At 65.1% G+C, this 18854-nt stretch carries 16 protein-coding genes; 13 read left to right on the top strand and 3 right to left on the bottom strand.

Annotated elements, in window-relative coordinates:
* Window positions 1–13 precede the first annotated feature (13 nt).
* From HAP41_RS28770 to HAP41_RS28735, 8 genes are all read left to right on the top strand, one after another.
* A complete protein-coding gene (locus tag HAP41_RS28770) occupies window positions 14–988 on the top strand; it encodes a sugar kinase (RefSeq protein WP_166095152.1) in 975 nt (324 codons plus the stop codon).
* Window positions 989–1001: 13 nt separating this feature from the next.
* On the top strand, window positions 1002–1652 hold the full coding sequence (gene eda, locus HAP41_RS28765) for a bifunctional 4-hydroxy-2-oxoglutarate aldolase/2-dehydro-3-deoxy-phosphogluconate aldolase (protein WP_166095157.1): 651 nt from the start codon (window positions 1002–1004) through the stop codon (window positions 1650–1652).
* A gap of 57 nt (window positions 1653–1709) precedes the next feature.
* Complete coding sequence (locus HAP41_RS28760; protein WP_063983845.1) at window positions 1710–2879, top strand: acetyl-CoA acetyltransferase; 1170 nt, start codon at window positions 1710–1712, stop codon at window positions 2877–2879.
* Window positions 2880–3002: 123 nt separating this feature from the next.
* Window positions 3003–3209, top strand: a complete 207-nt coding sequence (locus HAP41_RS28755) for a hypothetical protein (RefSeq protein WP_014495977.1) — start codon at window positions 3003–3005, stop codon at window positions 3207–3209.
* Between the two features lie 119 nt (window positions 3210–3328).
* Complete coding sequence (locus HAP41_RS28750) at window positions 3329–4531, top strand: CaiB/BaiF CoA transferase family protein (RefSeq protein WP_028146561.1); 1203 nt, start codon at window positions 3329–3331, stop codon at window positions 4529–4531.
* A 122-nt stretch (window positions 4532–4653) separates the two neighbouring features.
* Window positions 4654–5646 (top strand): OmpA family protein, encoded by a 993-nt coding sequence (locus tag HAP41_RS28745; RefSeq protein WP_166095172.1) that lies wholly within the window; start codon window positions 4654–4656, stop codon window positions 5644–5646.
* Window positions 5647–5683: 37 nt separating this feature from the next.
* A complete protein-coding gene (locus HAP41_RS28740) occupies window positions 5684–6820 on the top strand; it encodes a thiolase family protein (protein WP_166095181.1) in 1137 nt (378 codons plus the stop codon).
* Window positions 6817–7176 carry a Zn-ribbon domain-containing OB-fold protein gene (locus tag HAP41_RS28735; protein ID WP_166095188.1) on the top strand — a complete coding sequence of 120 codons (360 nt, stop codon included), beginning with the start codon at window positions 6817–6819 and terminating at the stop codon, window positions 7174–7176. Before HAP41_RS28740 ends, HAP41_RS28735 begins: the two co-directional genes overlap by 4 nt.
* Window positions 7177–7624: 448 nt before the next feature.
* Here HAP41_RS28735 and HAP41_RS28730 read toward each other — a convergent pair whose 3' ends face one another.
* Window positions 7625–8380, bottom strand: coding sequence for a FadR/GntR family transcriptional regulator (locus HAP41_RS28730; RefSeq protein WP_166095193.1), 756 nt, complete (start codon window positions 8378–8380; stop codon window positions 7625–7627).
* Between the two features lie 112 nt (window positions 8381–8492).
* On the opposite strand from HAP41_RS28730, the gene HAP41_RS28725 reads away from it, so the two are divergent.
* The 5 genes from HAP41_RS28725 (at window position 8493) to HAP41_RS28705 (ending at window position 14727) form a co-directional block, all read left to right on the top strand.
* Window positions 8493–9899, top strand: a complete 1407-nt coding sequence (locus HAP41_RS28725; RefSeq protein ID WP_166095197.1) for an aspartate aminotransferase family protein — start codon at window positions 8493–8495, stop codon at window positions 9897–9899.
* A gap of 20 nt (window positions 9900–9919) precedes the next feature.
* Window positions 9920–11524: an ABC transporter substrate-binding protein gene (locus HAP41_RS28720; RefSeq protein ID WP_166095201.1), complete on the top strand. Its 1605-nt coding sequence runs from the start codon at window positions 9920–9922 to the stop codon at window positions 11522–11524.
* Window positions 11525–11537: 13 nt separating this feature from the next.
* On the top strand, window positions 11538–13775 hold the full coding sequence (locus tag HAP41_RS28715; RefSeq protein ID WP_166095204.1) for a N,N-dimethylformamidase beta subunit family domain-containing protein: 2238 nt from the start codon (window positions 11538–11540) through the stop codon (window positions 13773–13775).
* A 95-nt stretch (window positions 13776–13870) separates the two neighbouring features.
* Entirely contained in the window at window positions 13871–14398 is a 528-nt protein-coding gene (locus HAP41_RS28710; protein WP_028157706.1) for a carboxymuconolactone decarboxylase family protein, read from the top strand.
* A gap of 26 nt (window positions 14399–14424) precedes the next feature.
* Window positions 14425–14727: a nucleoside triphosphate pyrophosphohydrolase family protein gene (locus HAP41_RS28705; RefSeq protein WP_014495972.1), complete on the top strand. Its 303-nt coding sequence runs from the start codon at window positions 14425–14427 to the stop codon at window positions 14725–14727.
* Window positions 14728–14742: 15 nt separating this feature from the next.
* Here HAP41_RS28705 and glsA read toward each other — a convergent pair whose 3' ends face one another.
* Window positions 14743–16539, bottom strand: a complete 1797-nt coding sequence (gene glsA, locus HAP41_RS28700) for a glutaminase A (protein ID WP_166095209.1) — start codon at window positions 16537–16539, stop codon at window positions 14743–14745.
* A gap of 79 nt (window positions 16540–16618) precedes the next feature.
* Entirely contained in the window at window positions 16619–18817 is a 2199-nt protein-coding gene (locus HAP41_RS28695; protein WP_175618069.1) for a TRAP transporter permease, read from the bottom strand.
* Window positions 18818–18854 lie beyond the last annotated feature (37 nt).

Raw genomic sequence — 18854 nt, 5'->3', positions numbered from 1 at the left:
CGTGGATATGACGATGGCGAGCGTTGCTTGCATCGGTGAATGCATGGTCGAGCTCCGGCAGGCCCAGGGTGGACAGTCCACCGGGCATGGCCAGGGCGGCGGCCTGTATTCGCGCGGCTTCGGTGGCGACACCCTCAATACGGCGGTGTATCTGGCGCGGCTCGAGGTCAAGGTCGACTATCTCACCGCGCTCGGCGACGATGCCCTGAGCGACGAGATGATCGCGGCCTGGAATGCGGAGGGCGTTGGGACCCGCCGCGTCTCCCGGCTGCCGGGCAAGCTGCCCGGCCTCTACATGATCCAGACGGATGCGAAGGGCGAGCGGCAGTTCTTCCACTGGCGCGACAGCGCGGCGGCGCGCCAATTGATGAGCCTGCCCGAGACGGACGAGCTGCTCAACTCGCTGATGAGCTACGACATCGTCTATCTCTCGGCGATCACGCTCTCGATCTACGATGCGCCCGGACGCGAGCGACTGTTCGCGGCGATCAAGCGGGCGCGCCTGCTCGGCACCCGCTTCGTGTTCGACACCAATTTCCGCGCACGGGGATGGCCGGACCGCGACGTCGCCCGCGAGGTCTTTGCCACGGCGTTTGCGACCGCCGACATCGTGCTGACCTCGACCGAGGATCTGCTCGCGCTCTATCCCGGCGAAAGCCACGAGCAGTTGATGGCACGCATCCCGAGCCCCGAGCTGGTGTTCCGGCTGGCCGAGCCGGTCAGCCTGCTGCGCTTCCCCGGCGGCACCAGCGAAGTCCGCGCCGAGCCCATGACAAACCCGGTCGTCGACACCACAGCGGCGGGCGACAGCTTTGCCGCGGCCTATATCGCGGCCCGGCTCGGCGGCTCCGATCCGGTCGAGGCGGCCCAGGCCGGGCACCGCCTCGCCAGCCTCGTGATCTGCTATGCCGGCGCCATCATTCCGGGCTATGCCATGCCGCCGAAGAAGCGGCACCGGCCGGCGACCACGCGTCAAGCGACCAAGTGAAACGAAAGCCAAGATGACCACGACTGCCCAACAGAACCATCTCGTCGCGCTGCTCAAGGCCGCGACCGTCATTCCTGTCCTCACCATCGAGCGCATCCAGGATGCCGTGCCGCTGGCGAAAGCGCTGGTTGCCGGCGGCGTCCGCACGCTGGAGGTGACCATGCGCACCCCCGTTGCGATCGAGGCGGCGAGGGCGATGATGGCCGAGGTGCCCGAGGCGGTCGTCGGCATCGGCACGATCCTCAATCCGGCCGATTTCGTCCGCGTCGAGAAGCTCGGCGTCGCGTTCGGCATCAGCCCGGGCCTGACCCCCGATCTCCTGAAGGTCGCCGCCGACAGCTCCTTGCCGTTCGCGCCGGGCATCGCCACCGCGTCCGAACTGATGCTGGCGCTGTCGTACGGCCTCGACGTCGCAAAATTCTTCCCGGCCGAGCAGGCCGGCGGCATCAAGGGCCTGCGCGCGCTGGGCGGGCCGTTCCCGAATGTGCGGTTCTGCCCGACCGGCGGTGTGGGCGAGGCCAATGCGGCGACCTGGCTCGCCGAGCCCAACGTGGTCGCGGTCGGCGGTTCCTGGCTATGCCCGACGGCGGAGATCAAGGCAGGGAACTGGGCCGGCATAACTGCCATCTGCCAGCGCACCCTCAAGGCCCTGAAAGCCACGTGAAGTCTTGCGGTTGGTGGGCTAAGACTTAGGTCAGTAAGAGACCCCAGGGAGATGACCATGACCGCCAGCATCGTCGGATGGGCGCATACGCCGTTCGGCAAGTTCGACACCGAGACCGTCGAAAGCCTCGTCACCCGCGTGGCCAACGAGGCGATGGCCGATGCCGGCATTTCCGCGTCCGACGTCGACGAGATCGTGCTCGGCCATTTCAACGCCGGCTTCTCGCCGCAGGATTTTACCGCCTCGCTGGTGCTCCAGGCCGACCCGAAGCTGCGCTTCAAGCCGACGACCCGCGTCGAGAACGCCTGCGCCACCGGCTCCGCCGCGGTCCATCAGGGCCTGCGTGCGATCGACGCAGGCGCGGCCAGGATCGTGCTCGTCGTCGGCGTCGAGCAGATGACCCGCACGCCGGGGCCTGAGATCGGCAAGAACCTGCTCAAGGCGTCCTATCTGCCGGAAGACGGCGACACTGTCGGCGGCTTCGCCGGCGTGTTCGGCAAGATCGCCAGCTCCTATTTCCAGAAGTACGGTGACCAGTCGGACGCCCTGGCGCTGATCGCGGCCAAGAACCACAAGAACGGCGTCGCCAACCCCTTCGCCCAGATGCGCAAGGACTTTGGCTTCGAGTTCTGCCGCGCCGAGAGCGAGAAGAACCCCTATGTCGCGGGTCCCCTGAAGCGTACCGACTGCTCGCTGGTCTCCGACGGCGCCGCGGCGCTGGTGCTGGCCGATGCCGAGACCGCCAAGGGCATGAGCAAGTCGATCGGCTTCCGCGCCACCGCGCACGCCCAGGACTTCCTGCCGATGTCCAAGCGCGACATCCTCCAGTTCGAGGGCTGCACGGTCGCCTGGCAGCGCGCGCTGGAGAAGGCGGGCGTTGCGCTCACCGATCTCTCCTTCGTCGAGACCCATGACTGCTTCACGGTCGCCGAGCTGATCGAGTACGAAGCGATGGGCCTGACGCCGAAGGGACAGGGCGCCCGCGCCATCAAGGAAGGCTGGACGCTCAAGGACGGCAAGCTGCCGGTCAATCCGTCCGGCGGGTTGAAGGCCAAGGGCCATCCGATCGGCGCCACCGGCGTCTCCATGCACGTGATGACCGCGATGCAGCTCGCCGGCCAGGCGCCCGAGGGCATGCAGCTCAAGAACGCCAAGCTTGGCGGCATCTTCAACATGGGCGGCGCAGCGGTGGCGAATTACGTTTCCGTGCTGGAGCCGCTGAAGTAAGTTCTCGTAGGGTGGGCAAAGGCGCGTTTGCGCCGCGCCCACCTTTTTGTTGCGCTAGATCATGGTGGGCACGCTACGCTTTGCCCATCCTGCGGCTCTTCATTGATTGGCAGGGAATGCATCATGGGCAATGACTACGAAGACTCGCTGTCGATAGACGCACTCAACGATCGCATCGCGATCCTCGAGGACAATATCCGGCAGCTCATCGAGCAGGCCGCGGCCGCCTCCGGCGAGCAGAACGAGTCGCGGATCGCCGACCGGATCAACCAGCAGAACGATGAGCTCGACCGTCTCATCAAGATCCGCGAATCCCGCCAGAAGAAATAGCGGCCGCGGCACCGCGCATGCGGCCATACCCCGGCCGCCCTTGCGCGCGCGGCGTCGCTGCCCTTAGCTGGACCGAAATCGCAGGGTCAGGTTGAGCCCGCGCAATCGGGAGCGAACGGATGGGGCCGCTGAAGGGCATCAAGGTCGTGGATATGACCACCGTGCTGATGGGTCCCTATGCGACCCAGATGCTCGGCGACTACGGTGCCGACGTGATCAAGGTGGAATCGCTCGACGGCGACGTCACTCGCCTGATCGGCCCGATGCGCCATGCCGGCATGGGCCCGGTGTTCCTCAATACCAACCGCAGCAAGCGCTCGATCTGTCTCGACCTGAAGAAGCCCGCCGGCCGCGATGCCGTGCTGCGGCTGCTGAAGGACGCCGACGTTCTCGTCTACAATGTCCGCCCGCAGGCGATGGCGCGGCTTCAGCTCGGCTACGACGTCGTCTCCGCAATCAACCCGCGCCTCGTCTATGCCGGGGTGTTCGGCTTTGGCCAGGACGGGCCCTATGCGGCAAAGCCCGCCTATGACGATTTGATCCAGGGCGCGACGGCGCTCCCCGCCTTGATGGCGCAGACCGGTGACGGCGTGCCGCGCTATGTGCCCAACGCGCTGGTCGACCGCATCGTCGGCCTCACTGCGGTCGGCGCGATCTGCGCCAGCCTCGTGCATCGGGATCGCACCGGCCGCGGCCAGCGCGTCGACATCCCGATGTTCGAGACCATGGCCGGCTTCGTCATGGGCGACCACATGGGCGGGCTCACCTACGAGCCGCCGCTCGACAAGGGCGGCTATGCCCGCCACCTCTCGCGCGACCGCCGGCCCTACAAGACCTCGGACGGCTATCTCAGCGTCATCGTCTACAACGACAAGCAGTGGGAGAACTTCTTCAAGGCAACGAGCCGCGACGATCTGCGCGCCGATCCCAAATTCGCGACCTTCGCCGGCCGTGCCGCCAATATCGACGTCGTCTATGCCGAGCTCGCGCGCATCTTCGAGACGCGCACCACGGCCGAGTGGATCGATTTGCTGACCAAGGCCGACGTGCCCGTGATGCCGATGCACGACCTCGCGTCCATCCTGCACGACGAGCATCTGGAAGCCACCGGCTTCTTCCCGGTCGTGAACCATCCGACCGAAGGCCCGATCCGCAGCATGAAGGTGACGGCGACCTGGTCAGAGACCGAGGCGGAGCCGGTACGGCTCGCGCCGCGGCTCAACGAGCACGGCGCGGAGATTCTGCGTGAGGTCGGCTACTCCCCGGACGAGATCGCCGCCATGGTGCGCGACGGTGTCACCAGGGCTATTGCCGGCCAGTAGGGATTGGCTATGTCGATTCGTGCCCTGCGGCGGCGCAGTCGTGAAAATGTATCCATTGTTGGACAAGATCCGTGGGCCTGCATCAAAGCGCCGCTCCCCGAACTCGTAAAACGGACCTTCTCATGATCATCTTCACCCGTCTGCTCATGATTGCGTGCAGCATCGTGCTCGCGCCTGCCGTCGCTCGTGCTGCGATGCCGGCCGATGCGCCCGATGCCCGCGACCACGCGCTGATCAGTCGCTATGCCGGCTCCTGGCTGGTGGCGCGGGACGTCCAGGGCTTCGATCAGGTCGGGATGCCGCGCGGGAGTCAGAATGGCGAGGTCGTGAAAGTCGAGGGCCGTGTCACTCGCTTGTTCTACCTTGCCCCGGCCGGCAAATCGGCGCTGGAGGTTCAGCGCAACTACGAGCAGGCGTTGGAGCGCGCTGGCGCGGCCAGGCAGGATGGCTGCGCCGAGGACTGCGGGGCGCGCGACTTCGGCCAGCTTCGCAGGCTGCCGGCTAACCCGTCGCTGCCAAAGGCCCAGCTTGAAGGGTGGACCCCCATCACCTTGCTCCAGCAATGGCAGGAACCCGGGACCGAGCGCTACTGGTACGGGACCGTGAACGCATCCGGTGCAATGCTGCATGTCGCGATTGTCACGGCGAAGCCGGGAACGGTTGCACTGTCCGGCAAGTACGTGGCCACCATCGTGGAGATCGTCGAGGCCAAGGCGATGGAGTCCGACAAGGTGGTGGTGGACGTGAGGGCCCTGACGAAGGGCTTGCAGGCCGAGGGCAAGGTGGCGCTGTACGGCCTGTACTTCGATACGGGTAAATCCGTCATCAAGCCGGAGTCGAAAGCTCAACTCGACCAGATGGCACAATTGCTCCAGTCCGATGTATCTCTCAAGGTCCATATTGTCGGGCACACCGACAACCAGGGCGCGCTGGACGCCAATCTGGCCCTGTCGAAAGCACGGGCGCAATCGGTCGTGGATGCCCTGGCGACGACGTACAAGGTTGACCCGAAGCGGCTGTCGGCGGCCGGCGTCGCCAACTATGCGCCGCTCGGTAACAACGCAAGCGACGCGGGCCGTACGCGGAACCGCCGGGTAGAGATGGTGTTGCAGTAGCGCGCCGCTACCAGATCGCAGGAGCACGAACGTCACCATGAGCTTCATCACCGGCGTCGGCCTCACACCCTACGGCAAGCACGAAGGCTCGTCCTCGCTCGACCTGATGAGCCGGGCCGCGCAAGCCGCGCTCGACGATGCCGGGCTGAAGCGTTCGGACATCGACGGCATCCTCTGCGGCTACTCCACCGTGTCGCCGCACATCATGCTGGCGACCGTCTTCGCCGAGCATTTTGGCATCCGCCCGTCCTACGCGCATGCCGTGCAGGTCGGCGGCGCGACGGGCCTTGCTATGACCATGCTGGCACATCACCTCGTCGAGGCGGGCGTCGCGCGCAACGTCCTCGTCGTTGCCGGCGAGAACCGGCTCACCGGGCAGAGCCGCGACGCTTCGATCCAGGCTTTGGCGCAGGTCGGTCATCCCGACTACGAGGTGCCGCTCGGCCCGACCATTCCCGCCTATTACGGCCTGGTCGCCACGCGCTACATGCACGAATACGGCGTGACGGAAGAGGACCTCGCCGAATTCGCTGTGCTGATGCGGGCGCATGCCTGCACCCATCCCGGCGCGCAATTCCACGATCCCATCACGGTCGCCGATGTCATGGCGTCCAAGCCGGTGGCAATGCCGCTCAAGCTGCTAGACTGTTGCCCAGTGTCAGACGGCGGCGCGGCCTTCGTCATCAGCCGTGAGCGGACCGGCGAGGCCGGCGTGCGCATCCGCGGCTGCGCCCAGGCGCATACCCATCAGCACGTGACGGCCGCGCCCGCGCTCAGCGAGCTCGGTGCTGAAATCTCCGTCGCCCGCGCCAAGGAGGCCACCGGCCTTGCGATCTCCGACGTGCGCTACGCCGCGATCTACGACAGCTTTACGATCACGCTCGCCATGCTGCTGGAAGACCTCGGCCTTGCCGGCCGCGGCGAGGCGGCTGCGCGCGTGCGATCAGGCCATTTCAGCCGCGACGGCGCGAAGCCGCTCAACACCCATGGCGGCCTGCTCAGCTATGGCCATTGCGGCGTCGGCAGCGCCATGGCGCATCTGGTCGAGGCGCATTTGCAGATGACGGGGCGGGCGGCTAGCCGCCAGGTGCGCGACGCATCGATCGCGCTGCTGCACGGCGACGGCGGCGTGCTGTCGTCCCACGTGAGCATGTTTCTGGAGCGCGTGCGATGAGCGAACGAATCGCGGACTGGACCAAGGGTGAGCAGGCCATCACCTACCAGACCTGTGGCGCATGCGGCCATGTGCAGTATTTCCATCGCGCCTTCTGCGCGGCCTGCGGTGCGCCCGATCCGCGCGATGCGCGCGCCAGCGGCAAGGGTAGGGTCTACGCGACTTCGCTGGTCTGCCGCGCCGCCACGCCCGAGACGCGTGCGCACGTGCCCTACAACATCCTGCTGGTCGATTGCGTCGAGGGATTTCGCATGATGGCGCACGGCGAGACGAATCTAGCTATCGGCGATGAGGTCACCGCGAGCTTCCCGACGTTCGCCGGCAAGCTCGTGCCGTTTTTCAGCAAAAGGAAATAGTAGGATTCGTCATTCGGGGGCGGTCCAAGGGACCGAGCCTGGAACGGGATTCTGGGCCTGGCTTGTGCGAGAGCCACCCCGGAATGACGAAAACACTCTACGCAACTCTTTTGCTAACGCCCGTAGAACAAGATGCTGGCGATGACGAGCATCGCCGTCACCGCCAGCATGTGCGCGAGCGCTCCCGAGGCCGCCCCCTTGGTGGCTTCCTTCATGCCTATTCTCCGTAGACTTGGGCGTGACTCATCGTTGCGCGCACTGCGCACCCGACGGTCAATTGTTTTTACTCGGAACACCCCTTGCGAGTATTCACCGTGATTTGTCCCCACACGGCGAATATCGACTGTGCCAAGGTCGATCAGCAATGCGGCGGCATTTTGACTCGATGATGTTGCTGTTGCGGTCGAGCAGCGCAGGGTTTGCGGCAACTTTCTTCAACCGCGACAAATCATCGGAGTTTCCCGCGAGAGTTCGCGGGCTTCGTTGTGGCCATCGATTTGGCTTTCGAAGCCTCCATCAGCGCATCCCTGATGTTGGTGAGGTGACGCGTCATGGCGTGGCTCGCCTTGCGCGGGTTCCTCGCTTGAACGGCTTCGAAGATGGCCTCGTGATCCCTGCGCCACACGGGCCGGTAGTCCTCCATCTGCATGTGGTTGTGAATCTCCTGCCAGATGCCGGACTCGGTCTGTGCGCGCCACAGCGAGTCGCTGATCGACACCAGCGCGCCGTTCCCGGTCGCCTCGGCCAGCACCATGTGGAAGCGGTGGTCGGACGTGTCGGCCTCGCGTCCCTGCGCATGTTCCCAGCGCATCATCGCGAGCGCTTCGGCGAGCTGCGCGAAGGCGGCCTCGGAGCCGCGCTGCGCCGCGATCGCGGCGATCTGCGGTTCGATCAGCTGGCGCGCCTCCAGGTTCTCGAATGGCCCAAAACCTTCGAGCACGTGCACGTCAGGTGCCTCCTGACGACTGATCACATAGACGCCGCTGTTACTGCGCACCTTCAGCATGCCGGCCATTGCCAGCGACAGGATGGCCTCGCGCACCGTCGGCCTCGACACGCCAAACGTCTTCGCGAGATCGCGCTCTGCCGGCAGGCGCTGGCCGATCCGGTAACTCGCCTGGATCATCGCAGCAATGCGCCGGGCAACGATCTCGAAGCTGCGTTCAGGCTTGGACGGGGGATCGTGCAACATCTTCGTGCTCATCAGTCCTTTTTTTGAGTTTGACAAGCTGCCGCGCGAAAGCCAAGTTGGTCAGACCAATTTGGACTGACCAGTTTCGCGCGACCGGGGTTGGGAATACTCTGTCGGTGGGACGATGGAGGCTGCGCGCGTGTTCGACAGCAAGCCGAATTCAGCCGAGGCGCGTGACATCGCGTTCCATCTGCACTCGCAGACCAACCCCCAGCGACATGCAGAAATCGGACCGCTGATCATGGCGCGCGGCGAGGGCGTCCATGTCTTTGACGCGAACGGCAAGCGTTATCTGGAAGCGATGGCCGGGCTCTGGTGTACCTCGCTCGGCTTTTCCGAGACGCGCCTGAAAGCGGCAGCAGCGGCGGCCTACGACAAATTCGGCTTCTATCACAGCTTCAATCACAAGACGCCGGACAACACGATCGACCTCGCCGAGAAGCTGGTCGAGATCTCGCCGATCCCGGATGCTCAAGCATATTTCGCAACGTCAGGCTCGGAAGCCACCGAGACGATGGTGAAGCTCGCCTGGGTGTATCACGCCGTTCACGGCAAGCCCGGAAAGCGCAAGATCATCGCCCGCGATCGCGGGTTCCATGGCTCGACGATCGTTGCTGCTTCGATGTGCGGTCTGCCCCGCATGCACCGCGAATTCGGTCTTCCGCTCGAAGGCTTCCTGCACACGCATTGCCCGGATGCCTATCGCGGCACGAGGCCCGGTGAGAGCGAGGCGGCGTTTGTCGACCGCCTCGCAGCCGATCTCGAAGCACTGATCTTGGCCGAGGGACCCGATACGATCGCAGCTTTCATCGCCGAGCCGATCAACGCCGGCGGCGGCATCGTCGTGCCGCCGAAGGGATATTTCGCGAGGATCGAGGCCGTGCTGCGCCGTCACGACATCCTGGTGCTTGGTGACGAGGTGGTCTGCGGCTTCGGCCGCACCGGCAACTGGTTCGGCTGCCAGACGGTCGGCATGAAGCCGGACATGGTGGCGCTCGCCAAGGGCATCACCTCGTCCTATTTCCCGATGTCGGCCGTGTTGCTGGGCCGTCCGATCCGCGACGCGCTCAGCGAGATGAACAAGGGCGGCGAGCTGTTCGGCCACGGTTTCACCAATTCCGGGCACCCGGTTGGCGCGGCGATCGCGCTCGAGACGCTGAAGATCTATCACGAGATGGATGTGGTGCCGCACGTCCGCCGCATGGGCTCGAGGCTCCGCGCCGGACTGGAGCAGATCGCGCGGGATTCGCGCATCGTCGGGCAGGTGAGGGGCGAGGGGCTGATGATCGGGGTCGAGCTGGTCGCGGACCCCGCGACGCGGCAGGCCTTCGATCCCGCGCTGAAGGTCGGCGCGATGTTCGATGCGCTCGCAATCGAGAATGGCCTGATCATCCGCGCGATGGGCGACACGATCGGGTTCTGCCCGCCGCTGATCATCGACGAAGCCGGAGTTGACGAGGCGCTCGACCTGTTCGCGCGGACCTTGCTCAGCGCCGAAGCCAACTTTGCCGAGACACGTCCATCTGCGTAACCCCTTGAGGAGACCATAGCATGCGCCGTCGAGACCTGCTCCGATCCACACTGGGCGCCGGTCTCGGCGTCGCCCTGGGCTCGAGTCTTGCGATGCCGCGGCTGGCCCGCGCGCAAGGTTCGCGCGTGCTGCGCTTCGTGCCGCAGGCCGATGCGGCCATCCTCGATCCGATGATCACGACCGGCCTCGTCAACCGCAACCACGGCTTCCTGATCTGGGACACGCTCTACGGCGTAGATGAGAAATTCCAGGTTCAGCCGCAGATGGTCGCCGGCCATACCGTCGAGAACGACGGCAAGCTCTGGACGATGACGTTGCGCGACGGCTTGAAATTCCACGACGGAGAGCCGGTACGCGGGCGCGATGTGGTGGCGAGCCTGAAACGTTGGGCCGCGCGCGATGCCTTCGGCAATTCGCTCTTCAATTTGGTGGACGAACTCTCGGCGCCTGATGACAAGACCGTGCGCTGGCGTCTGAAGTCACCGTTTCCGCTGTTGCCGGAAGCGCTCGGCAAGGTCGGTGCCATCATCGCCTTCATCATGCCGGAACGTCTTGCGCAGACCGACAGCGTCACGCCGGTCAAGGAGCTGATCGGTTCCGGTCCGTTCAAATTCCAGGCCGATCAGCACGTGCCCGGCGCGCGCCTGGTGTATACGCGTTTCGATGGTTACGTGCCGCGCCCCGAGGGGACGCCGAGCCTGCTCGCCGGTCCGAAGATCGCGCATTTCGACCGGGTCGAGTGGCAGGTCATCCCGGACCCCGCGACGGCTGCGGCTGCGCTTCAGCAGGGCGAGATCGACTGGTGGGATCAGCCCATCGTCGACCTGTTGCCGAAGCTGAAGGGCAACAAGGCGCTGACCGTCGAACTGCTCGACCCCATCGGTAATGTCGGCGTGCTGCGCTTCAACCATACGCAGCCGCCGTTCGACAACCCGGCCATCCGCCGCGCGGTGCTCTCCGCCATCAGCCAGAAGGAATTCATGTCCGCGGTTGCGGGCGACGACACCAGTCTCTGGCGCGACAAGGTCGGCTTCTTCGCGCCCGGCGGCATCATGGCAAACGATGCCGGCATGGACGCGCTGAACGGCCCCCGGGATATCGCCGCCGCGGCCAAAGCCATCAAGGACGCCGGCTACAAAGGCGAGAAAGTGCTGCTGATGGCGCCGGGCGATTTCCCTGTCATCGGGCAGATGAGCGAAGTCGCAGCCGATCTGTTCCGCAAGCTCGGTTTCAATGTCGACTACGCGGCGATGGACTGGGGCTCGATGCTGCGGCGCATGGGCAACCGCGAGACACCGGACAAGGGCGGATATAGCGCCTTCTGCACTTATTCTGCGGGCGTCACGCAGCTGAACCCCTCGGCGCATAACTTCATCCGCGGCAGCGGTGACAAGGCGACCTTCGGCTGGGCAAAGAGCGAGAGGCTGGAGCAGCTCCGGGATGCCTGGTTCGCCGCGCCCGATGCCGCCACGCAAACGAAGATTGGCGTCGAGATGCAGAAGCAGTGCTTCATCGATGTTCCCTATGTTCCGCTTGGTGTCTTCTATCAGCCGACGGCTTACAAGAAGAGCCTGACGGGCATGCTCAAGGGCCTGCCGTTGTTCTGGAACGTGCGCGGCGCCTGAAGAGGGATTTTCGATGCTTCCGATCACCGGTTATGCGGACCGCTGGAGCGTGCGCTCCGGCGACGACATCAACTTCATGATTGCGGTCAAGGGCGGCGGCCGCTACTCGGCGCGGATCGCCCGCATCATCTGTGGCGACCCGAATCCCAGGGGACCAGGCTATCGCGAGATTCCGGTCAAGTGGGACCTGGAAGGCCAGCACGATGGCATCGAGCAGACCATCGCCAAGGGCTCATGGGTCGATGTATCGGCGCTGACGCTGCCGGCGGGCCCGATCGCCTTTGCCGCGACTGTCTGGCCGACCTTGCTGGCCGCGGGCCAGCAGGCCGTGCTGAATTGGGCCGGCGCAGGCGGCTCAATGACGCTCGGCGTCGGCAAGGCGGGCGCTTTCGTCCGACTCGTGACTGGCGGGGGCACCATCGAGGTCGAGACCGGCATCGCGCTCACCGAGCGGGCGTGGCACGACATCGCGTGCCTGTTCGACCCGGCAACCGGATCGCTGGCGATCGCACAGGCACCGCGCAAGATCAGGCTCGACCGCGACGAGCGCACGACGAAATCGCTGGGCGCGCCAAAGGCCGCGTTGGCCGGCACGGGGGCGGCGGCGATTGCAGCGGAGCGCGCAGGCCGGGGCGTAGTCCACCATTTCAACGGCAAGATCGAGCGGCCGCGCATCACCGATGGCAGCACCGGCCTTGACGGCACCATCGCCGTGCAGGCTTCTGGAACGGCGGCTCCGTCGATCGCCGAATGGGATTTTTCCATCGGCATTCCGACCGACTCCGCGACCGATATCGGCGCTGCCAAGGCGCACGGCACCTGCATCAATTTGCCGACGCGCGCGATGACGGGGTCGCGCTGGACCGGCGGCGTGACGCATCGCTGGACAGAAGAACCCAAGCTCTGGGGTGCGATCCATTTTCACGACGACGATATCGGCGATTCCGGCTGGCAGCCGTCGCTGACCTTCACCGTGCCGGAGGATTGGAAGAGCGGCGTCCACGCACTGCATCTCGAAAAGGATGGCACGCGCGACAACATCGTCTTCTATGTCCGCGCCCGGATACCGGGATCGCAGGCCAAGGTGGCTTTTCTCGCGCCGACCTTCAGTTACACGGTCTACAGCCAGTATCAGAAGAAGGGCAGGCAAGCCCTGATCACGGAGCGCTCGCTGGCCTGGGGCGCGCTGGCGCAGGCGCCGGACGGTCATCCCGAGTACGGCGTCTCGCCCTACAACTTCCACTCTGACGGCAGCGGCGTGGTGATGTCGACGATGCGCCGGCCGCTGATCGACAAGCGTGTGAACCAGATCCATCTGGTCGATCCCAGCGACTACGGTTCCGGCCTCTACTGGATCTCCGCCGACAGCGCCATCACCGATCTGCTGACCCGCAAGGGTATCGACTTCGAAGTCATCACCGATCACGACGTCCATGCCGAAGGCGTCGATCTGCTGTCGAAATATTCTGTGGTTCTGACCGGGCAGCATCCGGAATATCACACCCATGAGACGCTCGACGCGCTCGGCGCCTATCTCGACAATGGCGGCCGCTTCATGTATCTCGGCGGCAACGGCTTCTACTGGAAAGTGGTGCCGCATGCGACAGGCACCTGGGCTTTCGAGCTGCGCCGCGCCGAGGGCGGCATCCGGCTCTGGGAAACGCTGCCCGGCGAGAGCTATCACGCGTTCGACGGGTCCTATGGCGGCCTCTGGCGGCGGCTCGGCCGCCCGCCGCAGGCGCTGGTCGGCGTCGGCTTCAGCACGCAAGGGGAGTATATGGGTTTCCCGTACACCTTCCTCGACGGCATTCTCGATTCCCGCGTCGCCTTCATGCGCGAGGGGATCGAGGATCTGGCGAAGCCCGGTGCCAAGCTTGGCGAGCGCGGCTTCATGGGCGGCGGCGCGGCGGGTCACGAGCTGGATCGGGCGGACACGCGCCTTGGCACCCCGCATCATGCGATCATCGTCGGCCGCGCAGTCCTCACTGATCCGACCTATCAGCCCGTCAACGAAGAGCGCTACGACCATACCTGGCCGGCATCGCGCGAGGACATCATCCGCTCCGACCTGACCTTTTTCGAGACGCCGAATGGCGGTGCGGTGTTCTCTGTCGGCTCGATGAATTTCATCGGCGCGTTGCCGGTCGACGGCTACAACAACGTGGCAGCCCTGCTGGTGACCAACATCGTCAGGCGCTTCGCCGATTCGACGCCATTCCCGGTGCCGAAGGCCCCCGCACAAGGGGGATGACCTCACGCGACGATGTTGCTCTTGGGCCGGTGCGAGAATACTCTTGGGACCTCTGCTCGAAAAAACGACAACAAGACCAAGACCCAAGGTGACTGATGGCCCGCATCAACTACAGCGACCCGATCAAGGCGTCCGACCGCACCCGCGAAATTCTCGACAAGAACCGCAACGCCAACATCTTCCGCATGATGGCGCACTCGCCGAGCTATTTTGAGCAGTATTGCCGGCTCGGCGGAGCCATCCGCCACAAGGGCGAGCTCGATCCCATCGTGCGTGAGCTCGCGATCACCCGCACCGGCATTTTGTGCGAGGCGCCGTATGAGATCGTCGCGCACAAGCGCATCGGCAAGAATGTCGGCGTCACCGACGAGCAGAACGAAGCGCTGGAGAATTGGCAGGCCGCGACCTGCTTCAATGAGGTGCAGCGCGCCGCGCTCGCCTTCACCGACGAGATCGTGAAGCTGAAGAAGCCGACGGATGCGACGTTCAAGGCGATCGCATCGAAGCTGACACCGGCCGCGTTGGTCGAACTCCAGCTTTCGGTCGGCTTCTACATCATGACGTCGAAATTTCTGGAGACTTTTGAAATCGATCTCCAGCCCGTCACGGAAGTGGTGGGCTGATCCAAAAACTGTGGCGAGGTCTGCCGATGACGATCGATGAATACGCGGTCTGGGCCGCGAGCATTGCGAAAGTCGATGAGCATCCGTCCAACGAGCGGCTGTCCTATCTCGGGCTCGGCCTCGCCGGCGAATCCGGCGAGGTCGCCGACCACATCAAGAAGCTGCTGCGCGATGACTGGCTCGACAAGGCGGGCCTCGTCGATGAGCTCGGCGACGTCATCTACTACTGGGCTTGCCTGTGCGCCGCGACCGGCCAGCAGCCGTCCGAATTGCTCAAGGCGAGCGCGGCCAAGATCAAGCGGCGACTGAGCGAAGCCGCGAGCCGCTGACCCGGATCAGCGCGCTCACGTCGACGTCAGAATGTCGACCTTGGCATTGGCGACGATCAGGCGGTCGGCGAGCAGCTGCGCCAGATTGCGCATGATGCGCTCGGAAGCGCGCGGGTGCTGCTTGCGGAAGCGCTCGAAATCCTTCAGCGGCACCTCGAATGCGGTCGCTGCCATGTCCGCGTAAACATCGGCCGAACGCGTCGGCTCCAGCAGCGCCATCTCGCCGAAGGCCATGCCGGCGGTCAGCGTCGCCAGCCGCACGCCGTCGGGCAGGGTGACATGCACGGCGCCGCTGCGCAGGAAGAACAGGAAATCGGCGGGGTCGCCTGTCGTGATGATCTTTGCCCCGGATGGAAAGGTCCGGATCGTGCAGATCGAGGCGAGGTCGGTCAGCTCTTCCTCGCTCATGCCTGATAGCAGCGGCTGTTCGGCAAGCTCGGTGGTCTCGTGGAAATCGATCGAGCCGCCGTAGCGGTAGACGATCTGGTCTTCCGCCCATTCGATCGCGGTGTCGAGCAAATAGAAGTCGCGGACGTTCTTTAGCTCCGCCGTCCATTCCCGCAGGCTGTCCCATTCCTTCGACGCACGCCTGACCCCCGACAGTACGACGGTCACGTTCAGCGCCGCCAGCTCCTCGAACGCCTCGGCAACGAGCCGCGCCCCGGCGCGAGTAGTGGAGGTGACGCGGTGGAGATCGAAGATCACGATTTGCGGCCGCGGCTGTCCGGCCAGCCTGCGCGAGACATAGTCGACCGCCGACAGCGACAGCGTGCCGACCAGCTCGATGACCCGCACTTCCTGCTCATGCCCGGCCAGAATCTCGCGCTCCTGCGGCCGGCGCACGCGCCGCGACGGGCTCTTGCCGATGTCGTAGTCGGCGATGACGGCGTTGCGCGCGTCGTCGCTGCGGTTGAGCATGTGCAGGTCGTAATGCGAGGACAGCGCCTCGCAGACCTTGATGCCGCGCACGCTGTTGCCGTGCTTGTCGAGCTTCGGCGAATAGCTGCCGAGGCCGAGGCGGGCAGGGAGTGCGGCCAGGATGCCGCCGCCGACGCCGCTCTTGGCGGGGATGCCGATCCGGTAGATCCACTCGCCGGCATAGTCGTACATCCCCGACGACGTCATCACCGACAGCGTGCGCGAGATCGCGTAGGGCGTCAGCACCTGCTCGCCCGTGACCGGATTGACGCCGCGATTGGCGAGCGTCGCCGCCATCACCGCGATGTCGCGCGCCGTGACCAGCACCGCGCATTGCCGGAAATAGACGTCGAGCACGCCCGCAACATTGTCCGAGATCACCGCATTGGTCTTGAGGAGGTAGCCGATGGCGCGGTTGCGGTCGCCGGTCTGGCTCTCCGAGCTGTAAACGGCCTCGTCCACCGCGAGATCGCGCCCCGCAAAGCGGCTGAGCGCAAGCCGGATCTGCTCGAAGGCTTCCGTGCCCTTGCTGTCATAGATCAGCCCGGTGCAGGCGATCGCGCCGGCATTGACCATCGGGTTGAACGGATGGTTGTCGGAATTGAGCCGGATCGAGTTGAAGGGATCGCCCGAGGGCTCGACGCCGATCGCGCTCTCGACGCGGCCGGCGCCCAGCAGGTCCAGCGCCAGCGCGAACACGAACGGCTTTGACATCGACTGGATGGTGAAGGGCACCCGGCTGTCGCCGACCTCGTAGACATGGCCGTCCAGGGTCGCGAGGCTGATGCCAAAATGGGCAGGGTCGGCCTTGCTCAGCTCGGGGATGTAGTCGGCGACGGCGCCGGAGGTCTCGGCCGAGAATTCGTTGAGACAATTGCCCAGAAACCGCAGCAAGGGCGGCTTAGAGCGGGTCCAGGCGGAGGCGAGAGGCGAGAGGCGAGAGTGATGTCATCGCCCCTGTTGTGCAACGCAATCAGGGCACGCGCAACCCGTCCAGCACCACGGCCTGCCGCCGGACCAGCAGCAGGGCGATCAAAACCGTGGGCACGAGGATCGCGAGGCCCAGCAGCGTGACCTGCATCTGCGACAGCGGCATGATCCCGCCGCCGGGGGTGGCCACGACGAAGCCGCCGATCACCAGCAGCACCCGCAAAGGCCACTCCATCAGGCCGGCGCCGCGAAGGTCGCCGACAAAAGCCTGGTAGCCCTGGATGCCGCCGCAAATGAAGACGATGCCGAAGCAGGCAAGTCCGGTCAGCCCGAATGCCTCCAGATACGGGTTGCTGCCCTGAAGCAGCAGCGCCGGATTGAGCACGAAGAAGAACGGGATGAAATAGATGATGCTGCCGACCCACATGCTCTCCCAGCCCGTCTTCATCGCGGGCGCACCGGCGATGCCGGCCGCCGCAAAGGAGGCGATCGCCACCGGCGGCGTGATCGAAGAGAGCATGCCCCAGTAGAAGATGAACATGTGCACGGCCATCTTGTTCAGCCCGAGCTTCTCCAGCGCCGGCGCCACCAGAATGGCCAGGAAGATGTAGCAGGAGGTCGTGGTCAGCCCGAGCCCGAGGATCAGGCTGGTGATGGCGCACATGATCAGCAGCAGGAAGGCATCGCCCCCGGCGATGCTGAGCAGGTCGTTAGCAAGGCTCGAGATCACGCCGGTGAGCGAGAAGGCGCCGATCAGCAGGCCACAGCCGGCGAGGATGGCGATCAGCTCGACGAAGGTCTTGCCGTTGAGTTCGAGGAAATGCAGCCAGCGCGCGCCGCCCCAGTTCTTGCCGGGGAAGAATTCGTTCAGTGCTGCCAGCAGGCACATGCCCCACAGCGCGGCGTTGAGCACGCCGAACCAGAACATCGCAGCCGTTGCCGCGATCGAACCGGCGAGCACCAGCGTATTGCCGTGCTTCCAGCGCGCCGGCCCGGACCATTGATGCAGGATCACGAGCAGCACGGAGGCATAGAACGGCGCGTGGCTCTCGCGCTTGAAGTAGAGCAGCATCACCACGAGCACGACGATCACGAAGAGATAATACCAGCCCTCTTTGAAAGCGTCCCAGAAGCGCGGCAGCTCGGCGCGCGGCAGGCCCTTCAGCTTGTGGCGGGCGGCATAGGCGTCGACCTGCGCGAACAGGCCGACATAATAGAGGATCGAGGGGATGGTGGCGGCGAGCGCGACGTCGGCATAGCCCGTGTTCATGAACTGCGCCATCACGAAGGCGGTGGCGCCCAGCACCGGCGGCGCGAGCACGGCGCCGGTCGAGGCGCAGGCCTCGATCGCGCCGGAATAGGACGGCGTGAACCCCGTCTTCTTCATCGCGGGGATCGTCATCGTTCCGGCGGTCAGAACATTGGAGACGATGCTGCCGCCGACGGTGCCGAGCAGGCCGGAGGCGAACACACAGACTTTTGCCGCGCCGCCGCGGAAGGTGCCGCACATCGCGAAGGCGATGTTGATGAAGAATTTGCCCGCGCCCGTCATCATCAGCGCGGTGCCAAAGACGAGGAAGCCGATCACGGTGTCGGCAAAGGCCTGGATGGGAATGCCGAGCAGGCTCTCACCGGAGAGCATGTGATAGGACGTGGTCTGCTGCAGCGTCGACTGCGTGCCGCGGAACGGCCCGAGCCAGGAAGAGTCCGCAAACAGCGGATAGAGCGTGAAGGGCAATACGCTGAGCAGCAGGCTCCAGCCGCCGGTGCGCCGCAGCGCCTCCATCAGCACGAACCACATCACGAGTCCGGCGGCGATGACGCTGCCAGGCGCGCCATCGAACTCCCAGCCGAATTGCGCGGCCTTGCGGATGTTGAGCATCAGCCAGATCGCCGAACCGAAGGTCGCCGCGAACAGCAGCAGATCATACCAGGGGATGCGGTCGAGCGGTGCCTTCTCCGATCCCGGAAAGATCAGGAAGGTGAATGGGAGCATCAACGCGATCAGCAGGTAGAAATATTCGGTGTTGAGCTGGGTGTAGTCGATGAAGAACCGCAGCGAGAATTGCTGGTTCACACACAACAGAATGGTGGCCGCGGTGGCCGCCATCAGCACCCAGCGCCACGCGCCCTTCAGCGTACGGACACGCGTGACCTCGGCTTCCTGCAGGTCGGCGGCGGCGCCGAGATGCGGATCTGCGAACTCAACCTTCGTCGCCGGCGCTGCCGCAGTCTCTGACATCGGCGCTCTCCTCAAACAGTTCTGCGGCAGGCAGCTT

It is taken from the genome of Bradyrhizobium barranii subsp. apii, from assembly GCF_011516635.5.
GTDB classification, from domain to species: domain Bacteria; phylum Pseudomonadota; class Alphaproteobacteria; order Rhizobiales; family Xanthobacteraceae; genus Bradyrhizobium; species Bradyrhizobium barranii.
The sequence above is the reverse complement of the archived record's forward strand: the minus strand, read 5'-3'. Positions and strand labels throughout refer to the sequence as shown.